This window comes from Streptomyces typhae (genome assembly GCF_009755605.1).
In the GTDB taxonomy this organism is placed as follows: domain Bacteria; phylum Actinomycetota; class Actinomycetes; order Streptomycetales; family Streptomycetaceae; genus Streptomyces; species Streptomyces typhae.
On sequence record NZ_WPNZ01000015.1, the window covers coordinates 35,319 to 61,424 of the forward strand.

The 26,106-nt window shown below is 74.2% G+C and carries 15 protein-coding genes; 11 read left to right on the forward strand and 4 right to left on the reverse strand.

Annotation, left to right across the window (positions count from 1 at the left end; all coding sequences use genetic code 11):
* Window positions 1–83 precede the first annotated feature (83 nt).
* Complete coding sequence (locus GPA10_RS25820) at window positions 84–311, reverse strand: hypothetical protein (protein ID WP_058847580.1); 228 nt, start codon at window positions 309–311, stop codon at window positions 84–86.
* A 559-nt stretch (window positions 312–870) separates the two neighbouring features.
* Here GPA10_RS25820 and GPA10_RS25825 point away from each other — a divergent pair.
* The 3 genes from GPA10_RS25825 (at window position 871) to GPA10_RS25835 (ending at window position 8,048) form a co-directional block, all read left to right on the forward strand.
* Window positions 871–1,839, forward strand: a complete 969-nt coding sequence (locus GPA10_RS25825; protein ID WP_343041324.1) for a DUF3500 domain-containing protein — start codon at window positions 871–873, stop codon at window positions 1,837–1,839.
* Window positions 1,840–2,028: 189 nt separating this feature from the next.
* A complete protein-coding gene (locus GPA10_RS25830) occupies window positions 2,029–3,603 on the forward strand; it encodes a class I adenylate-forming enzyme family protein (protein WP_343041325.1) in 1,575 nt (524 codons plus the stop codon).
* A 1,220-nt stretch (window positions 3,604–4,823) separates the two neighbouring features.
* Window positions 4,824–8,048, forward strand: coding sequence for an AfsR/SARP family transcriptional regulator (locus GPA10_RS25835; RefSeq protein ID WP_246259756.1), 3,225 nt, complete (start codon window positions 4,824–4,826; stop codon window positions 8,046–8,048).
* Window positions 8,049–8,108: 60 nt separating this feature from the next.
* Here the strand turns inward: GPA10_RS25835 and GPA10_RS25840 are convergent, their stop codons facing one another.
* Window positions 8,109–8,423 (reverse strand): hypothetical protein, encoded by a 315-nt coding sequence (locus tag GPA10_RS25840; RefSeq protein WP_157167599.1) that lies wholly within the window; start codon window positions 8,421–8,423, stop codon window positions 8,109–8,111.
* A gap of 297 nt (window positions 8,424–8,720) precedes the next feature.
* Between GPA10_RS25840 and GPA10_RS25845 the strand changes: the two genes are divergently transcribed.
* The gene (locus tag GPA10_RS25845) at window positions 8,721–12,482 is read left to right on the forward strand and encodes an nSTAND1 domain-containing NTPase (RefSeq protein ID WP_343041326.1); all 3,762 of its coding nucleotides are present in this window, start codon (window positions 8,721–8,723) and stop codon (window positions 12,480–12,482) included.
* A 30-nt stretch (window positions 12,483–12,512) separates the two neighbouring features.
* On the opposite strand, the gene GPA10_RS25850 is transcribed toward GPA10_RS25845, so the two are convergent.
* Complete coding sequence (locus tag GPA10_RS25850) at window positions 12,513–13,883, reverse strand: CynX/NimT family MFS transporter (RefSeq protein ID WP_343041327.1); 1,371 nt, start codon at window positions 13,881–13,883, stop codon at window positions 12,513–12,515.
* Window positions 13,880–14,590, reverse strand: a complete 711-nt coding sequence (locus GPA10_RS25855; protein ID WP_157167600.1) for a FadR/GntR family transcriptional regulator — start codon at window positions 14,588–14,590, stop codon at window positions 13,880–13,882. Before GPA10_RS25855 ends, GPA10_RS25850 begins: the two co-directional genes overlap by 4 nt.
* Before the next feature lie 443 nt (window positions 14,591–15,033).
* On the opposite strand from GPA10_RS25855, the gene GPA10_RS25860 reads away from it, so the two are divergent.
* The 7 genes from GPA10_RS25860 to GPA10_RS25890 all read left to right on the forward strand — a co-directional run bounded on the left by GPA10_RS25860 (window position 15,034) and on the right by GPA10_RS25890 (window position 26,044).
* Window positions 15,034–15,891 (forward strand): universal stress protein, encoded by an 858-nt coding sequence (locus GPA10_RS25860; protein ID WP_343041328.1) that lies wholly within the window; start codon window positions 15,034–15,036, stop codon window positions 15,889–15,891.
* A gap of 377 nt (window positions 15,892–16,268) precedes the next feature.
* Window positions 16,269–18,629, forward strand: a complete 2,361-nt coding sequence (locus GPA10_RS25865) for a phosphoketolase family protein (RefSeq protein ID WP_157167601.1) — start codon at window positions 16,269–16,271, stop codon at window positions 18,627–18,629.
* A gap of 80 nt (window positions 18,630–18,709) precedes the next feature.
* Complete coding sequence (locus GPA10_RS25870; RefSeq protein WP_058847586.1) at window positions 18,710–19,666, forward strand: universal stress protein; 957 nt, start codon at window positions 18,710–18,712, stop codon at window positions 19,664–19,666.
* 83 nt (window positions 19,667–19,749) lie between these two features.
* Window positions 19,750–21,717 carry a hypothetical protein gene (locus GPA10_RS25875; protein WP_157167602.1) on the forward strand — a complete coding sequence of 656 codons (1,968 nt, stop codon included), beginning with the start codon at window positions 19,750–19,752 and terminating at the stop codon, window positions 21,715–21,717.
* Window positions 21,707–24,511 carry an acetate and sugar kinases/Hsc70/actin family protein gene (locus GPA10_RS25880; protein ID WP_157167603.1) on the forward strand — a complete coding sequence of 935 codons (2,805 nt, stop codon included), beginning with the start codon at window positions 21,707–21,709 and terminating at the stop codon, window positions 24,509–24,511. Before GPA10_RS25875 ends, GPA10_RS25880 begins: the two co-directional genes overlap by 11 nt.
* Window positions 24,498–25,379, forward strand: coding sequence for a hypothetical protein (locus GPA10_RS25885; RefSeq protein ID WP_157167604.1), 882 nt, complete (start codon window positions 24,498–24,500; stop codon window positions 25,377–25,379). The genes GPA10_RS25880 and GPA10_RS25885 overlap by 14 nt, the downstream gene beginning before the upstream one ends.
* Window positions 25,376–26,044 carry a vWA domain-containing protein gene (locus tag GPA10_RS25890; protein WP_157167605.1) on the forward strand — a complete coding sequence of 223 codons (669 nt, stop codon included), beginning with the start codon at window positions 25,376–25,378 and terminating at the stop codon, window positions 26,042–26,044. Before GPA10_RS25885 ends, GPA10_RS25890 begins: the two co-directional genes overlap by 4 nt.
* The last annotated feature ends 62 nt before the right edge of the window (window positions 26,045–26,106 follow it).

Genomic DNA, 26,106 nt, shown 5'->3' on the forward strand with positions numbered 1-26,106 from the left:
GGCCGGTGGTGCCGGTGCCGGCCGTGCGCCCCGGAACCTGGGGCTCCGGGGCGCACGGATCCGGTGTGCCGGTGAGCGGAGGCTCAGAGACCGGCGGTCAGGCCGGAGGCCAGGCCCGTGACGGCACCGGTGTTCACGCCGGTGACACCCTCGACCGTGCCGACGACGCCGCCGACGACGCCCGAGACCGGGGCGATGGAGTCGACGGTGCCGGTGACGTTGCCCGCGACACCGGAGACGAGGCCGCCGGCGACGTTGTCGAGGTCGGCGTCGGAAATCTCGAGGGTCTCGACCTGGGGGGTGTGGTTCATGGTGTGAGCTGCCCTTCTCATGAATGGTGCAAAGGTCTTTCCGGTCCTTCAAGACCGCGGAACCCGCGCTGCGGATTCCGCGGCGGCCAGGATCAAAGCATGTTCGCAGCTCGTACATCCACCTGGGTGAGCGAAGCCCCGCCGTGGCCTTGCCAGTGCATAACCGCTGCGTGCAGGCGGGTTCACCGCGCGGTGGCAGCTCCTTCACAAGATTCACAGGAGGAAATGGAATCCCCGGAACGACAGCTTCCACCAAAACGGACGCTCTCCCTCCAAAGGGCGTGGCGCGTGGTCGATGCAGGGAATTGCGCGAGGTGTGAGGATGGAATGACGTGACGGGGGTGCACATTCGATGTGCAGGTTCACTGAAGCGCGCGCAATCGGGGTCGAAGGGGACGCCGGACGCCGCAGCGGACAGCGGACGCCGCAGCGGACAGCGGACGCCGGAGCGGACGACGGGGTGGTGTCGGGGCGGACGGCGGGGCGTCGGAGGGGGCGCCCGCGACGCCCACGACGCCGCCGCCGACGACAAGGACGCCAAGGACGACAAGGAGGAACGGTGAGCGGGTACCAAGTGCGAGCGGCGGTCGCGGAGATGCGGGAGGCGGTGCGCGCGCTGCTTTCGCTGCTCGAACCGGAGCAGGTGCGCGAGCTGCGCGCGGGACCGTCCCGGTTGGACGCGCCCGAACTGCGGGAGTGGACGTACCTGCCGGGGGCGCGCCCCGGCCTCTGCACCGAGGGCCTCGGCGGCGACCAGCGCGAGGCTGTCGACGTGCTGCTCGCCACGGCGCACAGCGCGCCCGGAGCGGACCTTGCGCGCGGCGCGATCGAGGTCGAGCGGTACCGCCGCACCGCGGTCGGCGCCGCGGGTCCCGACCGCTACTGGGTGCGGCTGCTCGGCGATCCGGACGGCGAAGGGCCCTGGGCCTGGCGCCTGAACGGCCATCACCTCGCCGTGCACGTACTCGTCACGGCGGCCGGGATACGGGTGACGCCGCACTTCGTCGGCTCGGAACCGGCGCGCGTCCCGGACGGCCCGCAGGCCGGACGGCGACTGCTCGGCCCGGAGGAGGACCTGGCCAGGGAACTCGTCACGGACCTGGGCGCGGGCCGCAGGGCGAAAGCCGTGTTCGCCGCCACGCCCCCGGACGACATCCTGACCCGCGCCGATCCGTTCGCCGACCCCGCCCTGCTGCCCGGCGGTCTGCCGTACGCAGACATGACGACTCCTCAGCAGCAGCTTCTGGAGCGCCTGGTGCGCCGCTATCTCGACCGCGCGCCCGCCGTGTACGCGCGGGAGTGCTGGAACGATGCCGTGCGGCGCGGCCTCGACACGCTCTCCTTCGCCTGGGCGGGCGGCCTCGTGCCCGGTGACCGGCACTACTACTGCGTCCGGGCGCCCGACTTCCTCATCGAGTACGACAACACCCAGGACGACGGCGACCACGCCCACTCCGTCTGGCGCCACCTCCGCCACGACTGGGGCACCGATTTGCTCCGCGCGCACTACGCGGAGCAGCATCACTAGGCGCCGGAATGCCGGGCGGGGCATGGTACTCCGCTGCTCAGTGGCCGAATTCGCCCCCTGCGGGGTGAGCGCCCCCGAGCGGCATGTTTGCATGTGTCCATGATCATTAACACGCAAGGCGCAGAACCGGGGACAGCACCGGGGGAGGGATCGGAAGCAGCCCGGGGGACCTTCCGGCCACGGACGTACGTGGACCACGTCCTGGAGCACTGGAACCGGGACGAGGACACCGAGGCGCTCGTCCAGGGGGCGGAGCGGCTGACCCGCGGGCAGGCCCGGCGGCGGCTGTTCGGCCTGGGGCACGCGCTGCGGCGGCAGGGCCTCGGGCCGGGCGACGGCGTGGGCCTGTTCCTCGCGAACCGCGTGGACTCCGTCCTGGTGCAGCTCGCCGTCCACCTCATCGGCTGCCGCGTCGTGTTCCTGCCGCCCGAGCCGGGCCCCGGCGAGCTCGCCGCGCTGGTCGAGCAGTCCGGGGCACGCGCCGTGGTCACCGACCCGCTCTTCGCCGAGCGGGCCGCTGACGCGGCGGTCCGCAGCGTCCACGCACCCGCGCTGCTCAGCCTCGGCCCCTGCGCACGGCAGTGCCCGGACCTCCTCGCGCTGGCGGCCGAGTGCCCCGACGAGCGCCCCGATGCCGTGCCCGCCCCGGGAGCCGACGAGGCCGTAACCGTCCTCTACACCGGCGGCACCCTGGGCCGCCCCAAGCTCGCCGCGCACAGCCACCGGCTGTACGACACGCTGGTGGACCTGGCACAGGAAGACCAGCAGGACTCCGGCCCCGGGTTCTTCCCGCCCATGACGCCCGGCACGGACCGGGTCCTCGCCGCCACGCTGCTCACGCACGGCAGCGGCCACCTCACGTCGATCCAGGCCCTGGTGACGGGCGCAGCCCTGGTCGTGCTGCCCGAGTTCGAGCCGGGCGCGGCCCTGTCGGTGCTGCGCGAGGAGCGCGTCACGGCCACCATGTTCGTACCGCCCATGCTGTACGGGCTGCTCGACCACCCCGAGTGCGTACCGGGCGCGCTCCCCGCGCTGCGGCGGATCGTCGTCGGCGGCGCGGCCTGCTCGCCCCGCAGGCTCCAGCAGGCGGTCGACGTCTTCGGGCCCGTGCTCAGCCAGGGCTACGGGCAGTCGGAGGCGCTCGGCATCACCGCGTTCGGCGCGGCCGACCTCGCCTCCGGGGCCGCCCGGCGGCCCGAGCTCTGGAGCAGCTGCGGGCGCGCGATATCCGGCGTCGAGATCGAGATCCGTGCCGAGGGCGGCACGGCGGCACTGCCCGCCGGACAGGTCGGCGAGGTGTGCGTCAAGGGCGAGACGGTGATGCTCGGCTACCACCGGGACCCGGAGCGCACCGCGGCCGCCCTACACGACGGCTGGCTGCGCACCGGGGACGTGGGCCGCCTCGACGCCGAGGGCCACCTCTATCTCGTCGACCGCGCCAAGGACATCATCGTCACCGGCAGCACCAGCGACAACGTGTACTCCCGGGTCCTGGAGGACTTCCTGCTCACCCTGCCCGGCGTGCGCGACGCGGCGGCTCTGGGCGTGCCCGACGAGGAGTACGGCGAGGCCGTCCACGTCTTCCTCGCCACCGCGGGGAACACCGACGTCGACCCGGCCGAGGTCGGCGCGGCGGTGACCGCCGAGCTGGGGGACCTGTACACGCCGCGCGGGACGACCCTGCTCGACCGCCTGCCGACGACCAAGGTCGGCAAGGTGGACAAGAAGGCGCTGCGGGCGGCGTGGAGTGCCCCGGCGGGCTGAAGCGGCCCCCCGGGCGCGGCTGCCACGGACAGACGGGTGGGGGACCGGGCGCGCGCCTGGTCCGAAGCGCGCGCCCGGCCGCCCGGTCCCGGGTGCCTGACCGGGCTGCCCGATCCCGGGAGCCTGGTCCCGGAAGCCCGGCTGGGGCCGGCACCCGGAATCCGGGTCAGTCGCCCGCGCACGGCCCCCCGTCACCGTGCCCGGACGTCCCGGGGCGACGGGCCCGCGCGAGCTCGGCTCGCGGCGTGCCCGGCCCGGGAACTCGTGGTGCGGCCCCGCGCTCCGTGGCGCCGCGAGGGGGCGAGGGACACCTGCGGGGGAGAGGAGGGCCCTCCGCGCCGCAGCCGGCGGTCGCTCTCGCCGTGCAGGCCGGCGCCCGGCCCCGAGACGCCGAGGCGCCGTGTCGTCGAGGACGACCCAGCGCCACCCTGAGCCGGCCGGATCGGCGGCTTGCCCTGCCTCGTACCGGGCGGAGGCCTTGGCCGGGGTTTGCGTGGTCGTTTGTGGCGGGGTCTGTGCCGGGGTCTACGTGGACGTCTGCGCCGGGGTCTGTGCCGGGGTTTGCGTGGTCATCTGTGGCGGGGTCTGCGTGGTCGTCTGTGCCGAGGTCTGCCCCGGGGTCTGCGCTGGGGTCTGCGTGGTCGTCTGCGCCGGGGTCTGTGCCGGGGTCTGCCCCGGGGTCTGCGTGGTCGTCTGCGCCGGGGCCTGCACCGAAGTCTGCCCCGGGGTCTACGTGGACGTCTGCGCCGGGGCCTGCACCGAAGTCTGCCCCGGGGTCCGCGTGGACGTCTGCGCCGGGGTCCGCGTGGACGTCCGCGCCGCATTCTGCGCCGACTTCGGAGCCGAGGCCCGCGGCGAGGCCGCTCGCGTTCACTGCCGTCACGGTCCGTCCTCCCCCCTCTTCGCCCTTGAGCCCCGGCTGCCCCAGCAGCCCTTACGCTTCGGGCGCCGATGAGCCGGACGAGTAAGAGTGAACACCGGCCCGCTCACCAGGACGCCTCCGCGCGCTGTCCGTCCGATGAACGCGCCCGCGAGACGGCTCCGCCGTCGAAACGGCGTGGTGGGCCCCGCCCCGGGACCGGGCTCGCAGCCGCCGCATCGGACTTTCGGCCGGACTTTTCGTCCGGTACGACATCTGTGACCCCACAGCGACGCCCGCTAGGTTGAGCCGCCTGTCGGAAAGAGGCCGGAACAGGCCCGAGAACAGCCCGGAGGCGGACATGGCGACACGGGAGTCGGTCTTCGCCCGGCTGTGCGCCCGGCACCGGTGGCAGCAGCCAGCGGTGTTCATGGCCGTGTACGAGGCCACGGCACGGCGCCTCGGCGAACCGCATCTGATCACCGCACGGCAGCTGCACCGCTGGCGGCAGCCCGATCCGCCCTGCCCGCGCCCCGCGAGCCAGCGCGTGCTTGAGGAGATGTTCGGCATGCCGCTGGAACAACTCGGCTTCGCCCTTCCCGCGCACCGCCAGGCACCCCCCGCCCCCGACGGGACCTCCGCACGGGGCACCGCCCCGGCCCGCGACACCCGGCGCCCCGTCCCCCCGCTGCGCTTCCAGGTGCTCGGACCCGTACGGGTATGGTGCGGCGACGAGGCACTGCCCGAGGGCCGCCCCCAGGAACGGGCCCTGCTGACCGCGCTGCTGCTGCGCGCCGGACGCACCGCGACGGCGAGCGAACTGATCGACGCCATCTGGGGCCAGGCGCCCCCCGCCCAGGCCCTCCCCGCCCTGCGCACCTACGCCTCCCGATTACGCAAGGCCCTCGGCCGCCGCACCCTAGTCTCCGAGGCCGGGGGCTACGCCATCGACCTGCCCGACGGGTCCCTCGACCTGGCCGAGTGCGAGCGGCACGAGGCGCAGGCCGCCGAGGCCCGCGCCGCCCACGACCCGCACCGCGCACGGCAGGCACTGCGCGCCGCCCTCGCCCTGTGGAACGGCGAGCCCCTCGGCGGCGTCCCCGGGCCCTTCGCCGACGCCCAGCGCTCCCGCCTCACCGAATGGCGCCTCGCCCTCCTCGAACACCGCCTCGCCCTCGACCTCGAACTCGGCGGACACCTCGACGCCGTCTCCGAACTGACCTCGCTCACCGCCGAACACCCGCTGCGCGAGGGCCTGCGCGCCCTGCTGATGCTGGCGCTCTACCGCGGCGGACGGCAGAGCGAGGCCCTCGGCGTGTACGCCGACACCCGCCGCATGCTCGACGAGGAACTCGGCGTCGGCCCGGGACCCGAACTGACGGCCCTGCACCAGCGCGTCCTGCACGCGGACCCCGGCCTCGCCCCGCCCCCCGGCAGCCGCGGCGAGGACGACCAGCCAGTCCAGCCGACACATCTGGCGCAACTCCCCGCGGACCTCGCCGACTTTACCGGCCGGACTGCCGCGGCCGCCCAACTGCGCCGCGAACTCCTGCGCGACCCGGGCCGGGTGATGGCCATCGCCTCGGTGCGCGGACTCGGCGGCGTCGGCAAGACCACCCTCGCGGTACGGGTCGCCCACGCCGTCCGCGGCCACTTCCCCGGCGGCCAGCTCTACGCCGACCTCCTCGGTCAGAGCGCCCGTCCCGCAAGGCCCCACGACGTCCTCGGCGCCTTCCTGCGCGCCCTCGGCGTCCCCGACTCCGCCCTGCCCGACGACCACGGGGAACGCGCGGCGCTGTACCGGTCGGTGCTGGCCGGACGCCGCGTCCTCGTCCTGCTCGACAACGCGCACGGCGAGGCCCAGGTGCGCACGCTCCTCCCCGGCGCCCCCGGCTGCGCCGTGCTGATCACAAGCCGGGCCCGGCTCGTCGCGGTCCCCGGCGCCCAGGTGCTCGACCTCGACGTCATGACCGAGCGGGAGGCACTCGCCCTGTTCGCGCGCATCGTCGGTGCCCCGCGCGCCGAGGCCGAGCCCGCCGCCTGCCGCGAGACCGTCGCCGCCTGCGGCTACCTGCCCCTCGCGATCCGCATCGCCGCGGCGCGCCTGGTCGCACGCCCCGCCTGGGCGGTGTCCACCCTGGCCGGGCGGCTCGCCGACGAACGCCGCCGCCTCGACCAGCTGCGCCTCGGCGACCTCGCCGTCGACGCCACCTTCGAGCTGGGACACGGCCAGTTGGAGCCCGCGCAGGCCCGCGCCTTCCGGCGCCTCGCGCTGCCGGACGGCCTCGACATCTCGCTGGCCGCTGCCGCCGCCGTACTGGACGAGACCGAGGACACCAGCGAGCGGCTCCTGGAGTCCCTGGTCGACACCGGTCTGCTGGAGTCCGCAGCCCCGGGCCGCTACCACTACCACGACCTGCTGCGCCTCTTCGCCCGCGACCGCGCCCTGCGTGCGGACCCGGCCGGGGACCGCGGGGCCGCGCTGTCCCGCCTGCTCGGCTTCTACCTCGCCACGGCCTGCCACGCGTACGTCCTGGAGAACCCCGGCGACCGCCTGGTCGCACACCTGGCGCCCACCGCTCGCCGCGCCCTGCCCTTCACCGGCCGCCAACAGGCCCTGGACTGGCTGTTCTCCGAGGGGCCCGCGCTGCTCGCCGCCGTACGCCAGTGCGCCGCGGAAGCGGAACTCGCGCCCATGGCCGCCGACGTCCTGCTCGTGGCGCAGGACCTGATGGAGTCCGGCGCCCACCGGCAGACGTACGCGTCGGCGGCGTCAGCTGTGGCCGAGGAGGCCCGGCGCGGCGGCGACGCGCGCACCGAGGGCCGCGCCAGGGTGGTTCTCGGCCAAGTGCACCATCTGGCGGGCCGTGTGGAGCGGGCCCGTGAGGAGGCCGAGCGCGCCCACACCCTCGGTGCCGCCGCCGACGACGCGCTCACGCTCGGCTACGCGCAGAACCTCCTCGGCCTGCTCGCCATCTTCCACGGCCGCCACCAGGCAGCCGCCGCCTGCTTCACCCGGGCCCTGAGCGCCTTCAGGGCCGACGGCAACCGCTACGGCGAGACGGCCATGCTCATGAACCTGGGGCGGGCCCAACTCGGCCTCGGGCAGATCGAGGCGGCGATCGCCGCGTCCGAGCAGTCCGTGGAACTGTGGCGCGGGCTCGGCGCCACCCTGCGGCTCGCCAACGGCTACTACGCCCTCGGTCTCGCCCTGCACGAGGCGGGCCGCTACGACGAAGCCCTGAAACGCTTCCGCCAGGGCCTGGTCATCTTCCAGGAGAGCCGCCAGCCGTACTGGATCGGCATGACCCACTTCCGCATGGCGACCGCCCACCTGGCCGCCTCGCGCGCACACGTGGCCGCCGCGCACGCCGACCGGGCCCTCGTCCTGCTGCGCGACATCGGCGGCGACCGGCGGCTCGCCGCTGTGCTCTCCCTGCTCGCCCGGACGCTGCTGCTGCTCGGCCAGCAGGAGCGTGCGCACACCTGCTGGCAGGAGGCGCTCTCCCTCTTCGAACGCATCGGAAGCCCCGAGGCCGCACACGTACGCGCCCTGCTCGCCCCCGCCGGCAACCCGGCACGCTGATGCCGCCCGCCCACAAGGGGCGGACGGCACCGGCTCGGGCTCACCCGCGCTGACTCGTCATCACCGGCGCGGCGGCGGCCAGTTGTCGTCGTGGGCGGTGGTGAGGGGCGGCGGCCAGTTGCCGTCCTCCGCGGTGGTGAACGGCGGTGGCCAGTTGCCGTCCTCCGCGGTGGCGAACGGCGGCGGCCAGTTGCCGTCCTCGGTGGTGGTCGTGCGGGGCGGCGGCCAGTTGCCCGCGTCGGTCGCTGTGGTCTCGGTCGCTGTGGTCGCCGCGGCTTCCGTGGTGGCCGCGGCCGCTGTGGTGGCCGCCGTGGTGAGGACGACCGCTGCCGCGGTCGCGCCGACCGCGGCGCCGACGGCTTGCTTGATGCGCATGAGTATCTCCCCCGACTGAGCCCCGCAGGGCCCGTTCGATCGCTGTGACGGAACGGCCTCCGGGACGGCCGAGGCACCTGGGCGAGAACCCCCGTGGCGCCGGCCGACCCCTGGCCGACACCTCGATTGCAGCCGCCGCCGCATTGTCAGGCAGCCCCCCACGATCACTCCGAACAATGCGAACTCCGCCGGTCGCGGCGGGTGGCCGAAGAAAGTCCCCGCCGTTCGCGGTGCGTTGCCGTGCGGGACGGCCCCGCGTACCTTGACGCGGTCTGCCACGTGCCGGGGGAGGAAGTCGTGGGGCGACGCGAGAGTCCGCTGGACCCGGACGCGGGACCCGTGCAGCGCTTCGCGGACGAGCTGCGGGCGCTCCGCCGCGCCGCGGGCGGGCCCACGTACCGGACGATGGCCGCCCGCGGCGAGTACTCCGTCACGACCCTGGCGCAGGCGGCCGCGGGCGAGCGGCTGCCGTCGCTGCCGGTCCTGCGGGCCTATGTGGCGGCCTGCGGCGGTGACGAGGGAGAGTGGGAGCGCCGCTGGCGCGAGGCGGGCGCGGAGGCGGCCGCCGTGCCGTCGGCAGCCGACGACGAACCCGCGCCCTACCTCGGCCTCGCCCGGTTCGAGCCCGACGACCGGGAGCGGTTCTTCGGCCGCGAGCAGCTGACCGGCGACCTCCTCGCCGTCGTGGCGGAGAACCGGTTCGCCGCGCTCGTCGGAGCCTCCGGCAGCGGCAAGTCGTCCCTGCTGCGCGCGGGACTGATCCCCGCCCTTCAGCACGCCGAGGAGCCGCACCGGCGCCCCGCAGCCATCCGCATCCTCACCCCCGGCGCGCACCCCCTCGCCGCGCACGCGGCGGCGCTCTCCCCGGCGGACGGCGACCGCGACACGGTCGTCGTGATCGACCAGTTCGAGGAGACCTTCACCCTGTGCCGGAGCCCGGCGGAGCGTGCGGAGTTCATCGACCGGCTGCTCGCCGCCCGCCGGCCGGACAGCAGGCTGCGCGTCGTCATCGCCGTACGCGCCGACTTCTACGGCCGCTGCGCCGAGCACCGGGCGCTCGCCGCCGCCCTGCGGGGAACCAGCCTGCTGGTGGGGCCCATGAGCCAGGAGGAGCTGCGCCAGGCCATCGTCGGCCCCGCGGCCACCCGGGGAGCCCTCGTCGAACGGTCCCTGACCGCACGCCTCGTCACCGAGGTCACCGACGAACCCGGCGGCCTGCCCCTGCTGTCGCACGCGCTGCTGGAAACCTGGCGGCGGCGCAAGGGCCGGGCGCTGACCGAGTCGTCGTACGAGGCGGCGGGCGGTCTGCGGGGCGCCATCGCCCACACGGGCGAAGAGGTGTACGCGCGGCTCACGCCCGGCGAGGCCGCCGTCGCCCGGCACCTCCTGCTGCGTCTGATCACGCCCGGCGAGGGCGCGCCGGACACCAGGCGCCCGGCCGAGCGCGCCGAACTCCTCGCGGTGGGCCCCGGTGCCGCCCCGGTCCTGGAACGTCTGGCCCGCGCCCGCCTGATCACCCTGGAGGAGTCCTCGGCGGACCTGGCCCACGAGGCGCTGATCACGGCCTGGCCCCGGCTGAGCGGCTGGGTGGAGGAGGACAGGGAGCGGTTGCGGCTGCACCGCAGGCTGACGGACGCGGCGAACGCCTGGGAGGAGAGCGGGCGCGACCCCGGGGCCCTGTACCGGGGCAGCCGGCTGGCCGCCGCGGAGGAGGCGTTCGCCGGGCGGGACGGCGCGGACGGCGGGAAGGACGGCGGGAAGGACGGCCGGAAGGACCGTGGGTACGAGGGGAAGGGCGGGGAGGTGGCCCTGACCGGGCACGAGCGCGCCTTCCTGGCAGCCGCCGTCACCGCCCGCACCAGGGAGCGCCGCCGCAACCGGTCCTTGCTGGGCACGCTGTCCGTCCTGCTCGTCCTGGCCCTGGTGGCCGGTGTGATCGCCTGGCAGCAGAACCGCACGAGCGACAAGCGCAGGACCGAGGCCGTCGGCCGCAGGATCAGCTCCCTGGCGAACGGCATGCGCTTCTCCGACCCGGTGGCGGCCATGCGGCTGAGCGTCGCCGCCTGGCGGGTGGCCGACACGCCCGAGACCCGCGCGGGACTCATGGGCGCCCGCACCCAGCCGGAGGAGGACGTGTTCACGGCGCCCGAGAGCCTCGACTCCCAGGAGTTCCTGAGCCGGGACGGGCGCACCCTGGTGGTCGCCGACCGTGGCCGCGTCACGAAGTGGGACGTGCGGACCAAGCGCAGGACGGGCACGTACCCGGGCCTCGGCCGCCGTGTGGGCACGGCCGTGCACCTCAGCCCCGACGCGCGGGGCCTGCTCCTGGAGACGGACGACGGGGTCCTCGTGTGGGACATCGGCGCGGGCCGGACGGCCGGAGGCCGCGTCGGCCCGCCGACCGCCGTGGGCCTGGGCTTCGGCCCCAGCGTGCGCACCGTCGCCCTGGGGGGCGGCGCCGGTGGGCGGGCCAGCGTCTGGGACACGGAGCGGCGGCGTGCGCTCTTCACCGCTCCCGCGGACCAGGTGGAGGCGGCCGTCGTCAGTCCGGACGAGCGCCTGGTGGCGCTCTGCCCGGCGGAGGGCGGGCTCCAGGTGTGGGACATGGCCGCGCGGCGGCGGCTGCCCGTGCCCCGCTCCCTGCCGCGCGGGGGGAGCGACACGTGCGCGGAGGTCCGCTTCGCCCCCGACAGCCGCACGGTCGCGGCCGTCACGCCCGACGCCGTGCGGGTGTGGCGGGCGCGGACCGGCAAGACGCTGCCGGGCATCGACCAAGTGGGCCTGCGGAGCGTGGAGTTCGGCGCCGACGGAAAGTTCGTCGTCACGGCGGACGCCGAGGAGATCAGCCTCTGGCGGCTCTCCGACGCCGAGAACCCCGTGCTGCGGTACCCGGTCACCACCCAGTCCGTCGGACAGCTCAGTCTCGACCTCGACGACGGCCGCATCCGCTATCTGTCGCAGCGCCGGATGCGCGGTGGCGTCGTCCGCTCGCTCGCCCTCGGCGGTGCCGCCGCCAGGTCCTGGCTGGAACCCGGCGTGTCCGGCGCCGCGTTCGGCGCGAACGGGCGCCTGCTCCTCAGGTCGCGTCAGGAGGCCGACGGAACGGCCCGCTTCGAGCTGTACGACGTGTCCAGCGGGCGCCGCACGCGCGAGCTGCCCCGGCTGCGGTGCACCGAGGAGTCCGTGGGCGACTGCATGCAGACCATGGCGTTCAGCGGCGACGGACGCACCGTCGCCTACCGGACGGGGCCCGTGGACTTCTCGGCGGCGGGGGAGCGTATCGCCGTCCGGGACGTCGCCGCGGGTGGCGACAGGACGCCGAGGACGCTCCGGGTCCCCGGCGGGGAGGGGCCGGGCGTCCTCAGGATGGCGCTGAGCCCGGAGGGGCGGTCCCTGTTCCTCTCCCGCGGGGACGAGGGGCCCACCGAGGTCTACGACGTACGCACGGGAAAGCGCGTCAGAGTGCTGCGCGGCATGGGCGGTGACCTGGCCGTCAGGCCCGACGGCAAGCTCCTCGTGTCCGCGTCCGGACGGGTGGCGGACCTGAGGAGCGGCCGGGTGACGCGGGTGGGCCTGGGGCAGGACACGGTGGGCGCGGTCGCGTTCAGCCCCGACGGCCGGCTGTTCGCCGCGGGCGACACGTCGGGGCGTGTCACCCTGTGGGACGACGAACTGCGGCGCAGACTGGGGGAGTTCGACGGTACGTTCACCAGCGACCGGCAGGACCTCGCCGAGCCGGCGGACACCCTCGCCTTCTCCCCGGACGGCCGGACCCTCGCCGTGGGCGGTGGCCCCGCGGGCACGCTCCGGCTGTGGGACACCACCGCCAACCAGGCCCTGGGGACCGCCCTCCCCACCCCGGGGGACTGGCAGATCTCCCTCTCGTTCTCCCCGGACAGCGCCGTCCTGTACGCGGCCGGCGAGCACGTGCCCCTCCAGCGCTACCGGGTGCACCCCCGGCAGGTCGCCGCCGAAGTCTGCGACCGCGCGGGCACCGGCCTCTCCCGGCGCGACTGGAGGACGTACATCTCCGACGTCCCGTACCGGCCCACCTGCTGAGCACGGGGGAGAGGAGCGAGGGGGAGGGGGTCAGCGTACGTGGCGGTCGCGGCCCGCGCCGTACCCGGCGCCCACCATCGCGACGCTGAGGACGAGAAGGACCACGAGCGGAAGCGTCCAACTGCTCGTCGAGCTGTGCAGGATGCCGAGGAGGAGCGGGCCTGCCGCCGCCACGAGATAGCCGACGGACTGCGCCATGCCCGCGAGGGCGGCGGCCTCACCTGCGCTGCCCGCGCGTTCGCTCTGGAAGGTCAGCGCGAGGACCAGGCACACGCCGCCGCCGACGCCGAGCAGGGTGCACGCGAGCACGGACAGCGCGGGCGCCGCCACGAGGACGGCGAAGCCGCAGGCCACGACGGCCGAGGCCCCGGCCGCGGTCCACCGCTGGTCCAGGCGGCCCCGGGTGAACAGGGGCAGGAGTCCGCTCGCCGCGAGGGCGACGAGCTGGTAGTAGAAGAGCGTCCATCCGGCCGCGGTGCTGCTCGTGCCGCGGTCGATCAGGATGCTGGGCAGCCAGGCGACCGCGGTGTAGAAGGCCAGGGACTGAAGGCCCATGAAGACGCTGACCTGCCAGGCGAGGCGTGACCGCCAGGGGACCGCGCTGCGGGTCGCGCCGGTGGCGGCCCGGGGCTTGTCGCCCCGCACGCGGGGCAACCAGGCGAGGAACGCCGCGACGGTGAAGGCGAGCCCCCAGGCGAGCGCCGTGTGCCAGGAGCCCGGCAGGGTGTGGGAGAGCGGCGCGGAGACGCCGGAGGAGACCGCGGCGGTGACGCCCATGACCGTGACGTAGAGGGCGCTGATGCCGTGGACGCGGTGCGCGGGCACGTTCCGTCTGATCAGGGCGGGCAGCAGGACGTTGCCGAACGCGATGGCGGCGGAGAGGATCACGGTCCCGGTGAAGAGGCAGATCACCGAGGGAAGCGACCGGACCACCGTGCCGACGGCCAGCGCGCCGAGGGCCACCACGAGCAGGCGCGCGGTGCCGAAGCGGTGGGAGGCGCGGGCCACCAGGGGTGACGTCGCGGCGAACGTCAGCAGGGGGAGGGTGCTCAGGAGCCCGCCCCAGCTCGACGCCAGGCCGCTGCCCCGCTCGATCTCCGGCAGCAGCGTGCCGACGCCGGTGAGGCTGGTGCGCAGATTCGCCGCCACGAGACAGATCGCGACGACGAGCCCGACGGACACGGCGGGCCCGACGGACACACCGGGCTCGGCGGATGCACCGGGTCCGGCGGATGCACCGGGTCCGGCGGACGCGGCGGACGCGGCGGATGCACCGGGCTCGGCGGATGCACCGGGTCCGGCGGACGCGGCGGACGCGGCGGGCCCGGTGTGGTCGTCGGCCGGTGCCGACGGGACCGTTGTGGCGGCCTCGCGGGCCGTCGGCGACGACTCCGCGCTCACTGCTCCTCCGCGGGGCGGGGCGCCTTGGCCTCGTGGTCGCGGGTGAGCTGCACGATCGCCGCCGCCGTGGCGCGGGCGCCGCTCTCGTCCCGCGCCTCGATCGCGTCGACGAGCCTGTGGTGCAGACCGGAGTGCTCCTCGGCGCCGACGGCGTCCCAGGGCAGACCGCCGAGGGCGGCGCTGAGGGCCGTGCCCAGGTAGTCGTACACCTCGATCAGGAGGTCGTTACCGCTCGCCCGCACGACGGCCCGGTGGAACAGCGCGTCGACACTGCCGGCCGCGGCCATGTCCGCACCGGCGCAGGCCGCGTCGGCGTCGGCCACCAGCTCCCTGAGCTGCTGCAACTGCTCCTCGCTGCGGCGCAGGGCGGCGGCCCCCGAGGCGTACTCCTCCAGGACGGTGCGGAGTTCGAGTACGTTGTCCCGCTGCGCGGCACTGGCCCGCCGGACCATGACCGACTGGAGCTCGCTCGACGAGCGGACGTAGGTGCCGTCCCCGACGCGGGCTTCGAGCAGTCCCAGATGCACGAGCGCGCCGAGCGCCTCCCGCAGCGTGCTGCGTCCGACGCCCAGCTCCTCGATGAGGGACTGCTCCGGCGGGATGCGTGTTCCCACCGGCCAGCCCCCGGACTCGATGTGCGAGCGGAGACTCTCCACGAGCTGCGCGGACAGGCTGGCGGTCCGGCGCGGTGTACTGATCCGTTTCATGGGCGCAGCCTACACAGATGTCAGACATTTGAACATCAGGCAGTGCGGGGGTCGCTCGGCTGGCCGGGGCGGCTCAGTGCGGGACAGGGCTAGGCGCCGGCCCGCGCGCGGGCCGGCGGAGGGGAACGGGTGCCGGACGGACGGCCGAGCCGCCGTGGACGGCGTCGTGTGCGCGGCGGCGCGGCCCGGTTCCCCCTCGTCGGCGCATGACTGCGGATGTCGGCGAGTTCCGACAGGCTTCTCCTCCACCCCACACCTTCGGCGCTCAGGAACGGAAGCGGCAGGGGCCGGTCGGCCCTCTCGGAGGGCCGGTCTGCCTCTGCCCTATGTGGACGGTGCATGTCAGCTTCATGGAGGGGGCCGCCTGACGACCTCCGGAGGCCGGGGGCCACCGGCGTCCGGGAGCAGGCGCGGAACGTACACCACGCCGAGGGGGCCGCACCGTGGACGCGACATTGATCGTCGGAGTGGACGGCTCGGAGCCCGGCATGCGGGCCCTCGACTGGGCCGCCGACGAGGCCGCGCGGGCCGCGCTGCCGCTGCGGATCGTGCACGCGTCGGGCTGGGAGTGGTACGAGGGGCACGAGCCGTCGTTCGGCATCAACCGCGAGGCCGTCCGGGCGCAGGCCGACCGCGTCCTGGCCGCCGCCGTCGACCGGGCGCGCGGCCGGGCCGCCGGGGTCACCGGCCAGGTCGTCGACGAGGACCCCGCCGCCGCCCTCGTCCGGGAGAGCGACGGTGCCGCCGGAGTCGTCGTCGGCAGCAGGGGGCGCGGCCCCCTCGCCGGGCTGCTGCTCGGCACGGTGAGCCGGTCCGTGGCGGCCCGTGCCGCGTCCCCGGTCACCGTCGTGCGCGGCGGCGAACGCAGCCTGCGGTCCGGATTCCGGCGGGTGGTCGTAGGCGTCGACGAGACCGCGGCGGCGGCCGTGGAGTTCGCCGTCCGCGCCGCCCGGCTGCGCGGGGCCGAGCTGCGCGCGGTGCGTGCCTGGCACCGGCCCCCGCCCGGGAGCGGCGCGCCGCCGACCGCACCCGGCGCGGACGACCCGCGGCGGCGCCGCGCCGCGGACGAACTGGAAGCGGCCCTGCGTACGGCGGTACGCGATCACGGCGCCGTCATCGTGTGCGGCGAACCCGTCGAGGGCCAGGCGCGCGCCGCCCTCCTGGAGGCGTCCGCCACCGCCGACCTGCTCGTGGTCGGCGCCCGCCGCAGGCCGGGGCGTGCCGGGCCCCGGCTCGGACCGGTCGGCCACGCCGTCCTGCACCACTCCGCGTGCCCGGTCACGGTGGTGCCGCATGCCTGACGGGAGAACACCGGGTGCCGGGTGCCACCCGGGGCACCCGGCACATCGGAGACACTCGACTCCCCGGGGGCACCCAGCACCCCCCAAGTCTCCAGCACCCCACGCGCGACACCGGGAATAGTGCGATAGAAGGGAAAATAGCGGGGTCGGTCCGGCGCTCCGCGCCCCCAGTCCGCCCTCCCTGTCCCGCCATGCGCCCGTCTGAACCGCGCCGCACGTGGAACCCGGCCCGCACCGCACCGATCGGACAGAAGCACCGGACAGAAGCACCGGAGCACCGGATAGACGTAACAGAGCACCGGACAGAAGCACCGAGCACCGGACACACGCACCGAGCACCGGACACAAGCACCGGACAGAAACGAGGTCCCTCGTCCATGGCCAAGGATCCCCTCCCCCCTCTGGACGCCCACTGGCGCGCCGCGAACTACCTGGCGGCAGGCCAGATCTATCTGCTGTCCAACCCGCTCCTGACGGAGCCGCTGCGGCCCGAGCACATCAAGCCGCGCCTCCTCGGCCACTGGGGCACCTCACCGGGCCTCAACCTCGTCCACACCCACCTCAACCGCATCGTCAAGGAGCGCGACCAGGACACCCTGTGCGTCTGGGGCCCCGGCCACGGCGGCCCGGCCGTTCTCGCCAACTCCTGGCTCGAAGGCAGCTACACGGAGATCTACCCCGACGTGACCCGGGACGCGGAAGGCATGAAGCGCCTGTTCCGGCAGTTCTCCTTCCCGGGCGGCGTACCGAGCCACGTCGCCCCCGAGACCCCCGGATCCATCCACGAGGGCGGTGAGCTCGGCTACTCCCTGGCACATGCCTACGGAGCCGCCTTCGACAACCCGGACCTGCTCGTGGCCTGCGTGGTCGGCGACGGCGAGGCGGAGACCGGGCCCCTCGCCACCAGCTGGCACTCGGGAAAGTTCCTCGACCCCGTGCACGACGGCGCCGTCCTGCCCGTCCTGCACCTCAACGGCTACAAGATCGCCAACCCGACGCTCCTGTCCCGTATCCCCGAGGCCGAACTGGACGCGCTCCTGCGCGGCTACGGGCACGAGCCCCTGCACGTGTCCGGGGACGACCCCGCGACCGTCCACCGCGAGCTCGCCGCCGCCTTCGACCGTGCCGTCGACCGGATCACGGAGATCCAGCACGAGGCACGCGCACGCTCCGCGGGCGCCCGCGGACAGCGGCCGGCCTGGCCGATGGTCGTTTTGCGCACCCCCAAGGGCTGGACCGGGCCGAAGAACGTGGACGGCGACCCCGTCGAGGGCACCTGGCGCTCGCACCAGGTGCCGCTGCCGGGCGTGCGGGAGAACCCCGAGCACCTGCGGCAGCTGGAGGAATGGCTGCGCTCCTACCGCCCGGAGGAACTGTTCGACGCCGACGGCCGCCCCACCGACGAGGTCCTTTCGTGCGTGCCCGCGGGCGACCGCCGCCTCGGCGCCACCCCGCACGCCAACGGCGGCCTGCTCACCCGCGCTCTGCCGCTGCGCCCCCTGGAGGACTTCGCCGTCACCGTCGACAAGCCCGGCACGGCCCAGCACGAGCCCACCAAGGTCCTCGGCACGATGCTCGCCAAGGTCATGGCCGACACCGCGGAGCGCCGCGACTTCCGGGTGATGGGCGCCGACGAGACGGAGTCCAACCGGCTCGGCGCGCTCTACTCCGCGACCGGCAAGGCCTGGCAGGCGCGGACGCTGCCCACCGACGAGCACCTCGCCACCGACGGCCGCGTCATGGAAGTCCTGTCCGAACACCTCTGCCAGGGGTGGCTGGAGGGCTATCTCCTCACCGGCCGCCACGGCCTGTTCTCCTCCTACGAAGCGTTCGTGCACATCGTCGACTCCATGGTCAACCAGCACATCAAATGGCTGAAGACGTCCCGCGCGCTGCCGTGGCGCGCCCCCGTCCCCTCACTGAACTACCTGCTGACCTCGCACGTCTGGCGCCAGGACCACAACGGCTTCTCGCACCAGGACCCCGGATTCGTCGACCACGTCCTGAACAAGAGCCCCGAGGCCGTCCGCGTCTATCTGCCGCCGGACGCCAACACCCTGCTGTCCGTCGCCGAACACGCCCTGCTCAGCAGGGACTACGTGAACGTCATCGTGGCCGGCAAGCAGCCCTGCTTCGACTGGCTGAACCTGGACGCGGCCCGTGCCCACTGCGCGCGCGGCGCCGGCGTGTGGGACTGGGCCGGCACCGACGACGGCCTGCGCGACCCCGACGTCGTCCTCGCCGGGGCGGGCGACGTGCCCACCCAGGAAGTCCTCGCCGCCGGGGCGCTGCTGCGCGAGCACCTGCCCGAACTCGCCGTGCGCGTCGTCAACGTCGTCGACATCGCCCGGCTCATGCCGCGCGAGGAACACCCGCACGGCATGGCCGACTTCGAGTACGACGCCCTGTTCACCACCGACAAGCCGGTGATCTTCGCCTACCACGGCTACCCGTGGCTGATCCACCGCCTCGCCTACCGCCGCACCGGCCACGACCACCTGCATGTGCGCGGCTACAAGGAGGCGGGCACGACCACCACCCCCTTCGACATGGTCGTACGCAACGACCTCGACCGGTACCGCCTGGTCATGGACGTCATCGACCGCGTCCCCGGCCTCTCCGTCCGCGCCACGGCCCTGCGGCAGGAGATGGCCGACCGGCGCACCCGCCACCACGCCTGGATCCGCGAGCACGGCATCGACCTGCCCGAGGTCGCGGACTGGTCCTGGCCCTACTGAGCAGCGCCACGGCAGGGCCCGCATCCCGAGGCACCCGCCGGACCCCGCACCCGACCGACCACCCACCGCTGGGGCACGCCATGAACCACCACCGCACGACCACCGGGCCGCACCACCACGCACGCACCCGGTTACCCGGAACCGCCGGGGCCCGCGTGGTCACCGCCGGCATCGACGGCTCCATGGCGAGCATGGACGCCGCGGACTGGGCGGCCAGGGAGGCCCTGCTGCACGGGGTGCCGCTGCGCCTGCTGCACGCGGGCACCCCCACGTCCGCGCCGCCCGCCCGGGTGCGCGCGCTGCCCGGCGCCGAACGCGGCCGGGGCGTCCTCGACCGGGCCGCCATCACCCTCTCGTACGTGCACCCCGCCCTGGAGATCCACGCCCAGCACCCGAGCGGGCCCACTGTCGCGGCGCTGCTCGCCGCCTCCGCGGCGGCCGGCACCCTCGTCCTCGGCTCCCGCGGGCGCGCCGGGGCCCCCGGCCTCGCCGTCGGTTCGGTCGCCGCCGCCGTCAGCGCCCGCGCGAGCGCTCCGGTGGTCCTCGTGCGCGCCGGTGAACGCCCGGAGGACGCGCGCACCCCCGCCGCCGACGGCACCCCCTCGCAGACGATGCCGCACCGGCCCGTCGTCCTCGGCCTCGACCCGTGGCGCTCCGGTGACGCGCCGATCGCGTACGCCTTCGACGCGGCGGCCGCGCGCGGCGCGCCGCTGCACGTGGTGCACGCCTGGACGATGGCGGCGCTCGACGCGTGCGCGCCCGACCGCGTGCTCCCCTCCGACCTCACCGGCCTCGAACGGCGTAGCCGGGAGGCGCTCGGCGCCGCCCTCGCGCCGTGGCGGCGCACCCATCCCCGTGTCACCGTCGTCGAACGGGTCGGCTTCGGGCGCGCAGGGCACCGGCTCCTGATGGCGGCCACCGGCGCGTCGCTCCTGGTCATCGGACGCCGTGGTGGGCCCGGGGCCCATCTCGGCCGGACCGCGCACTCGGCACTGGACCACGTGACGTGCCCGGTCGCGGTGGTGCCGCACGACTGACGGAAATTCACCTCCGGATGTCTATCAAAATCATGAAAAAGGGCTCACTCTGAGGGCCTGGTTGCCGAAGGGGGAGGCACCCGATGGGGGATGCGTTTCTGGTCCGGAAACTGACGAAGCTGGCGACGAGCCTGGATGGGCTGCGGGTGCCGGGCGAATCGGCCGTACTGGTCGACCGGATCGACCAACTGGGGGACGTACTGGAACGGCTGCGGCGCACGAGCGAGGGCGAGGTCAGGATCGTCGCGCTCGGCGCCAACTCCTCGTTGAAGTCCACGGCCCTGCGTCTGCTGCTCGGCCGCACCGACATCCTCGAAGTGGGCCCGGGAGACATCAGCGCGGTCACCACGGAGCTGCGGCTCGTCCAGGGCGAAGGCCCCTCGGGCCCGCCCGCGTACGAGATCCTGACCCTCACCGAGGAGGGCGCCCGCCGCCGGGCGCGCCGACTGCTCGACATCGAGGACGACGACGATCCGCGGACCCTGGAGGAGCTGAGCCGGACACCGCACCAGAACGCTCCCCTGGTACAGGAGATGGTGGAGGCGGCGAGGCAACTCGGTTACGGGGAACGGCTCTCGAAGCAGAAGCTGTTGGACCGTGGGGGCTCCCTCAACTTCCGCGACGGGCGTGGCAGCGCCATCATCGCCCGTGCGCGGGCCGATGTGAGCATCCCGGCCGGGGTATGGCCACTGCACTGGGCCGCGGGCCGGTCCGTGGTGATCGTCGACACTCCCGGCACGCACCCCGGCGGCGTCCTGGAGGACGTCATCGCCGCCGAGATGCAGAGCCGCGCGCACCTCGCGCTGCTCACCGTGGCCTGCGGCGGCGGCACCGCCTTCGCGACGCCACGGGTGGCGCCCGATCCGCACTGCGTGTTCGTCGCCACCCGCCTCGACGATGTCGACAACCCACGGGATCCGCACTCCCTGGGGGCCCTGGAGACGGCGATCGCCGCGATGGTGCGCGACCTCGGCGCCCAGGGACGCCCGGGGCGCGAGACCCGGGTCGGGGCCGTCAGCGGGCCCTGGGCCTTCGCCGACGAGGCCGCCTGGCTCGCCTTCGACCCCAAGAACCCGCAGGTGTGGAAGGGGGCGCAGCCCGCGAAGGAGGTGTGGGCCGCAGCGGCCTGGGATCCGTCGGGCGCCACCGGCGGGCAGCTGCGCGCCGCGGTCACGGGCGCGCTCGACGACGGCGGCTACCGGCATCTGCGCGACCTGATCGAGGACTTGGCGAACAAGGACACCGCGCATGTCGACACGCAGGAGTTCGAGCGGCTCATCGAGGACGGTATCCGGCTGATCGAGGAGGCCGGGGCGCACTTCCCCACCGAGGCGGCGCTCGAACTCCAGGAGGAGGCGGCACGGCAGGACGCCCGCCCGATCGAGGACCTGCGGCGCATCAGCAGGGAAGAGGCGGACGGCGCCGTGTACGCGGCCGACGCCTGGACCAAGGCGCGACTCGTCCTGGAACGCGTCGCCACCGGGGACCGGACCGTCACCGACGCCCTGGAACCCTTGCAGGGCCTCGATGTCGAGGCGCTCTGCCTGCGGGCGCTCGACAAGACCAGGGACGAGCTGACCGCCGCCCTCGCGCACTGGTGGGCCTCGCACACCAGCGCGGAGTTCGCCGTCCCCGCGCCGGGCTCCGCCCCGCCGGGACCCCTCACCCCGGAAGCCGATGAGCTCCGGCGCGAGCTGCGGGCGCGCGCGGACGGAGAGACAGCCGCACAACTCGCCGGGATGGCGAAACGCCTCCTGCACCAACTGGCGGGCCGTCCCCGTGGCGACTCCGACCCCGTGCGTCGCCCCGCACCACGCGTGTACTTCCGGCAGGTCGCCCGGGCCCGTGAGGAACTGGCCCGGCTCCTGGAACGGATACTCGTCGACACCTTCGAACCCGATGTCGTACGGACCCAGAAGGCGCTGAGCGAACTGCTCGTGGAGCAGCGGATGGAGCTGGTGAACGAGGAGGGCGGGCCCGTCGCGGTGCTTCATCAGATCGGCGCGGAACTGCACCGCCTTTCGACTGCGAGGGCGGGCAGTGCCTCATGACCGGCCGCCGCTGGAGCTCCATGGCACGCCGGACGGTGCCGCCCTGGCACTGCGCCGCGGCACGGTTCCAGGGCGCATAGAGCGCGTCGACGTGCTGGACGGCCCCGCGGTCGTCAGCACCACGACCTTCACCCCACCCGTCGACGGCGCGGCGGCCGACGCCGACCTGCGCCTCACCCCGTGGCGGCGCAGGCCCGCCGCGCCGACGGTGGTCGTTCACTACCGCCGCCATCAACCGGAGTCCCGCGTCCCCGCGCCGTCGGCGCGCAGCAGCTTCCGGCTCGACCCGGACCAGATCGGAGACCGTCCCATGACCCAGGCCACGCCCGACGGCACCGCTGCGGACACTCAGGGCCCCGACCTCATCAGCGCGTTCTTCGACTTCGGTACCAGCCGCGCGGTCTGCGGCGTGTTCGACCTCCGTAGGGTGACCAGCAGCGAAGCGGCGCTGCCCGCCACCGGCGTGGAACGGGCCAAGGGCCTACTCCCGGTCCAGCTCTTCGGCGCCGGCAACTCCACCGATCCCGTAAGGGAGATCGAGAGCCGCACTGTAGGCATCCCCCGGGTCAGGGGCGCGGCCTGGCGCGAGATCTTCGCCACGGCGCCGCTCGACGTGCACCACCTCAGCCACACCGAGCCTCGCTCCAGCGACCTCGTCGTGACCGGCGACAGCGTCGACTTCGCGGGTGATGCCACGGGGGCGCGCGTACGTGGGGTCAAGCGCCATCTGGCCGACCTGGACACGGTCGTGCCGGGTACGGTGTTCCAGGGCCGGGAGCTCTTCCCCCGGATCTACCGGCGGTTCGCTGAGGTCGTGGCCGCCGAGCTGGAACTGCCTCGCGCCATCGGCTCGTTGAGCGTGACCTTCCCCACCAAGCTGCCGCCGGACAAGCGCGAGGACCTGCTCAAGATCCTGCGCCCGCTCGCGGATAAGGTCGAGATGCACATCGACGAGGCGGTCGCCGCCGCCGGTTTCTCCATGATGAAGCGGTTCGGCGCGGACTTCCTGCTCGGCGTGGAGGCGTTCACACTGCACTCCCGGTGCCCCGAGGGCCCCCGCGCCTGGGAGTCCCCGGAGGACTGGGCCGAAGCCCGCGCTTGGCACGAGAACCTGCTGGTCCTCGACCTGGGCGGCGGCACTTTCGACTGCGCCCTGATCAAGGTGGTCGTGGTCGACGCGACCCCGGCAGCGGCGGGCCGGAGCTCCGGCCGGTTCTACAAACTGCAGCCCCAGGTCCTCGCGTCCGGCGGGCGCCTCAACGTCGGCGGTGACCGTCTCACGGCCGAGCTCTTCACCCTGCTGCGCGGCAAGTTCGACATCCTGCCGGGCGACACTCGGTTCCGGGGCGTGGAGCAGGCCGCACCTCGCAGGGAGCTCTTCCACGCGCTGTGGGAGGCGGCCGAGGCGGTGAAGCGGCAAGGCCTCGGGTCGTCAGCGCCCAAGGCGGTCCGCGTCACCGTCCCCACTCCCGACGGCAGCGCTCCCCTCCCCGGTGACGTCACCTTCGTCTGGCCGGCGGACACGGACGGTCTGACGCCCGTGCGTCCGACGACCACGGAGGTGACGGTCACCGCCGACGAACTCGCCGACCGGGTACGCGACCTCGTCGCGGAAGTCGTCTGGCTGGCCGGGGGCATCGCGCGCGGTGGCCTCGAAGTGACGCAGGGCACGGGCGAGAGCGTCGACAGGGTGCTTCTGTCCGGCGGCTCGATGCACTCCGCGGTACTGCGCCGGGGCATCGAGGACGCCCTGCGGCGCCGCTTCGAGAGCGACCTGCTCGCCCCGACCTTCGAGGTCGAGTTCGACGCGGAGTTCGCCAAGACGGGCACCGCCGTCGGGGGCGTGTACCTCGAAGCGGTCGCCGATCTCAGCCCGGACGCCGACGACGCCGAGATCGTGCCCGAGCTGCTTCGCGGCATCTCCTACCTGGACGTGGACGCCAGTCGGCTGCACGTGAACCTGGCGGCCGATTTCCATCTGCGACTGACTCCGCGGGAGGTGGACCCCGTCCCCTTGTTCCGGCGCGGGCAGCCTCTGGAACCGGAGCCCGGCGGTCACGCCCGTGCCGAGGGCCTGGCCACCTACTCCATGCGCGCGGTGTTCGCCGTGTACCGCTTGGACGTCGCCATGGCGGAGCTCAGCCCGTCCGACGACGCGCTGTGGGCGACCACCCTGATGCACCGGGAGGAAGCGGACCAACTCGCCGCGGTCGGCGTGCACGCCCGTTTCGAGATCAATGAAGAGGAACGCCTCACGTTGCTGCTGTGCAAAGGCGACCCGGGCTGGCAGCTCGAAGGCCCTCTGGTCGAGGCCGTGGACGAGCACGACGGGCTCGTCATGCCGCCGGAGCGGGACGGCGAGCCTGCCAGGTTGCGCTACACCCTTCGCCGTGACGTGTATCAGGTCGGTGTCGGCTTCCGGGAACGCGAGCCGCTCGCCTTCGCGGGCGATCCGGTCCCGCCGGGCGGGCTGCTCCTGCACGTGCCTTCGCGCCGCATCACGCTGTACTGGGAAGTGCCCGACGCCGAGGTACCGGATCCTGAGTACGCCGAGCCCGTCGAGCAGGACGCGCGCCGCACCTACGGCACGCTCGCCCACGTGCCGCAGGGACAGGTGTGGGTGTCCCTCGATGAGACGGGCGGTCTGCGCTTCCACAGAAAACGCCCCGAGCGCCGCAAGAAGACCCGGTTCATGGACCTGATCGACGCCGACCCCGGCTGGGTCTTCGAGGAGGAGATGAAGTCGGGCCTGACGTACGACGAGAGCAAGGACCCCTTCAGTGGAACCTTCTGAAGCCACCGAAGCGTCCGGAGGCCTGGGAGCACCCGAAGCACCAGGTCACGCGGCCCTGGCCCGCACCCTCTGCGCGGACCTCGCCACCGTGCTCGCCGCCCCCGTCGCTCCCGAAGACCTGAAACCGCGTCACGACGGCGCCGCAGCCCCGCTGTTCGGTCTGATCGCGACGGCCGCAGCGGGCCCGCGCCAGATCGTCTGCCGTCTGCTCGCCGAGTGGGTGCGGGCGGGCACGGCGGAGCGCGGCGAACAGCGGGACCTGTGGGGGACGACGGCGGTGGACATCACCGCCCTGCGCTGCGCGGACGTCACCCTGCTGCCCGGCCTGACCCTCTCCCCGCTGCCGTCCGACCTGCCCCCGCGCGAAGCGGTGGAACGCCTGCTGCCGACCGTCGCCGAACTCCTCGGCGCCCTGCGCAGGGTGGCCCTGGTCGAACACGCGCAGGTCACCTACGTACCCGGCTGGACGGCACGGCTGCGCCTGCTCGCCGAGTACGACGCGCTCGGCCCCGCCGCCGCGGCCGCCAAGGACCCGGGCGGCTGGGTCGTCACCGCCCACCACCTGGCCGCGTCGGCGTATGTCTCCGAGGCGGCCGAGGGCAGTGTCTGGGGGCAGCTCATGGCCGTGGTCCGCACCCACGCCCTGCGCGCCCTCGCCGAACTGGGGGAGGCCAAGGAGGGCGAGGGCGAGCTGGAGCGGCGCGGCTCCGCCGACTTCACCGCCCTCGTCGACATGGAGCGCAGCGTGACCCTCGACGACCATCCGGCGCGCTCCGGCAACGTCCTGCAAGTGGTGAGGCTGCCGAGGCAGCGGGCAGGCCGGACGGAGAAGGCCCTGGTGCTGCTCGCGCCGAGGAGCGGCGCATGAACGTCCTGCCCCTCTACGTACTCGCCGACAGGTCGGGGTCCATGGTGGAGCCCGCCGGTCCCGTCACCGCGATCGAAGTGGTCAACACCGTGCTGCGCGAACTCCTCGCCCGCCTCGCCAAGGACCCCACGATCCGGCGGGCGGTACGCCTCTCGGTGCTCTCCTTCGCCGAGGACGCCCGCGTGGACCTGCCCCTCACCCGGCTGACGTCGACGACGGCCGTGCCGGAGCTGTACGCCTCGGGGCCGACGTCGTTCGCGGAGATCTTCGAGGCCACCGCGCGCACCGTCGCCCACGACCTGGCCGGACTGGAATCGGCCCGCCCGCCGCTGGTCTTCATGCTCACCGACGGCCGCCCCAACGCCCGCCGGGACCGCGCGGGCGGCTGGCGGGCTGAGCACCAGGCGCTCCTCGCCAGCGGGGGGCCCGGCCGCAGGGTCCTGCTCGTCCCCTACGGGTACGGCCGCGTGGACCCCGCCGTCCTCGCGTCGATCGCCGCCGACCCGAGCGCCGCCTACCTGGCCCGCCGCAGCGACTCGCCCGCCCAGGCCATCGAGCGGTTCGCCGAACTCGTCTTCGGCTCGGTGGCCCGCAGCGTGGCGGCGGACTCCGAGCAGGTCGTCCCGCCCGAAGGCACGGTACGGCCCTACGAAGACGACTACTGACGCCTACTGACGACTGGGTGATGACTACTGGCAACTGTTGACGACTGCCGACGACTAGTGAC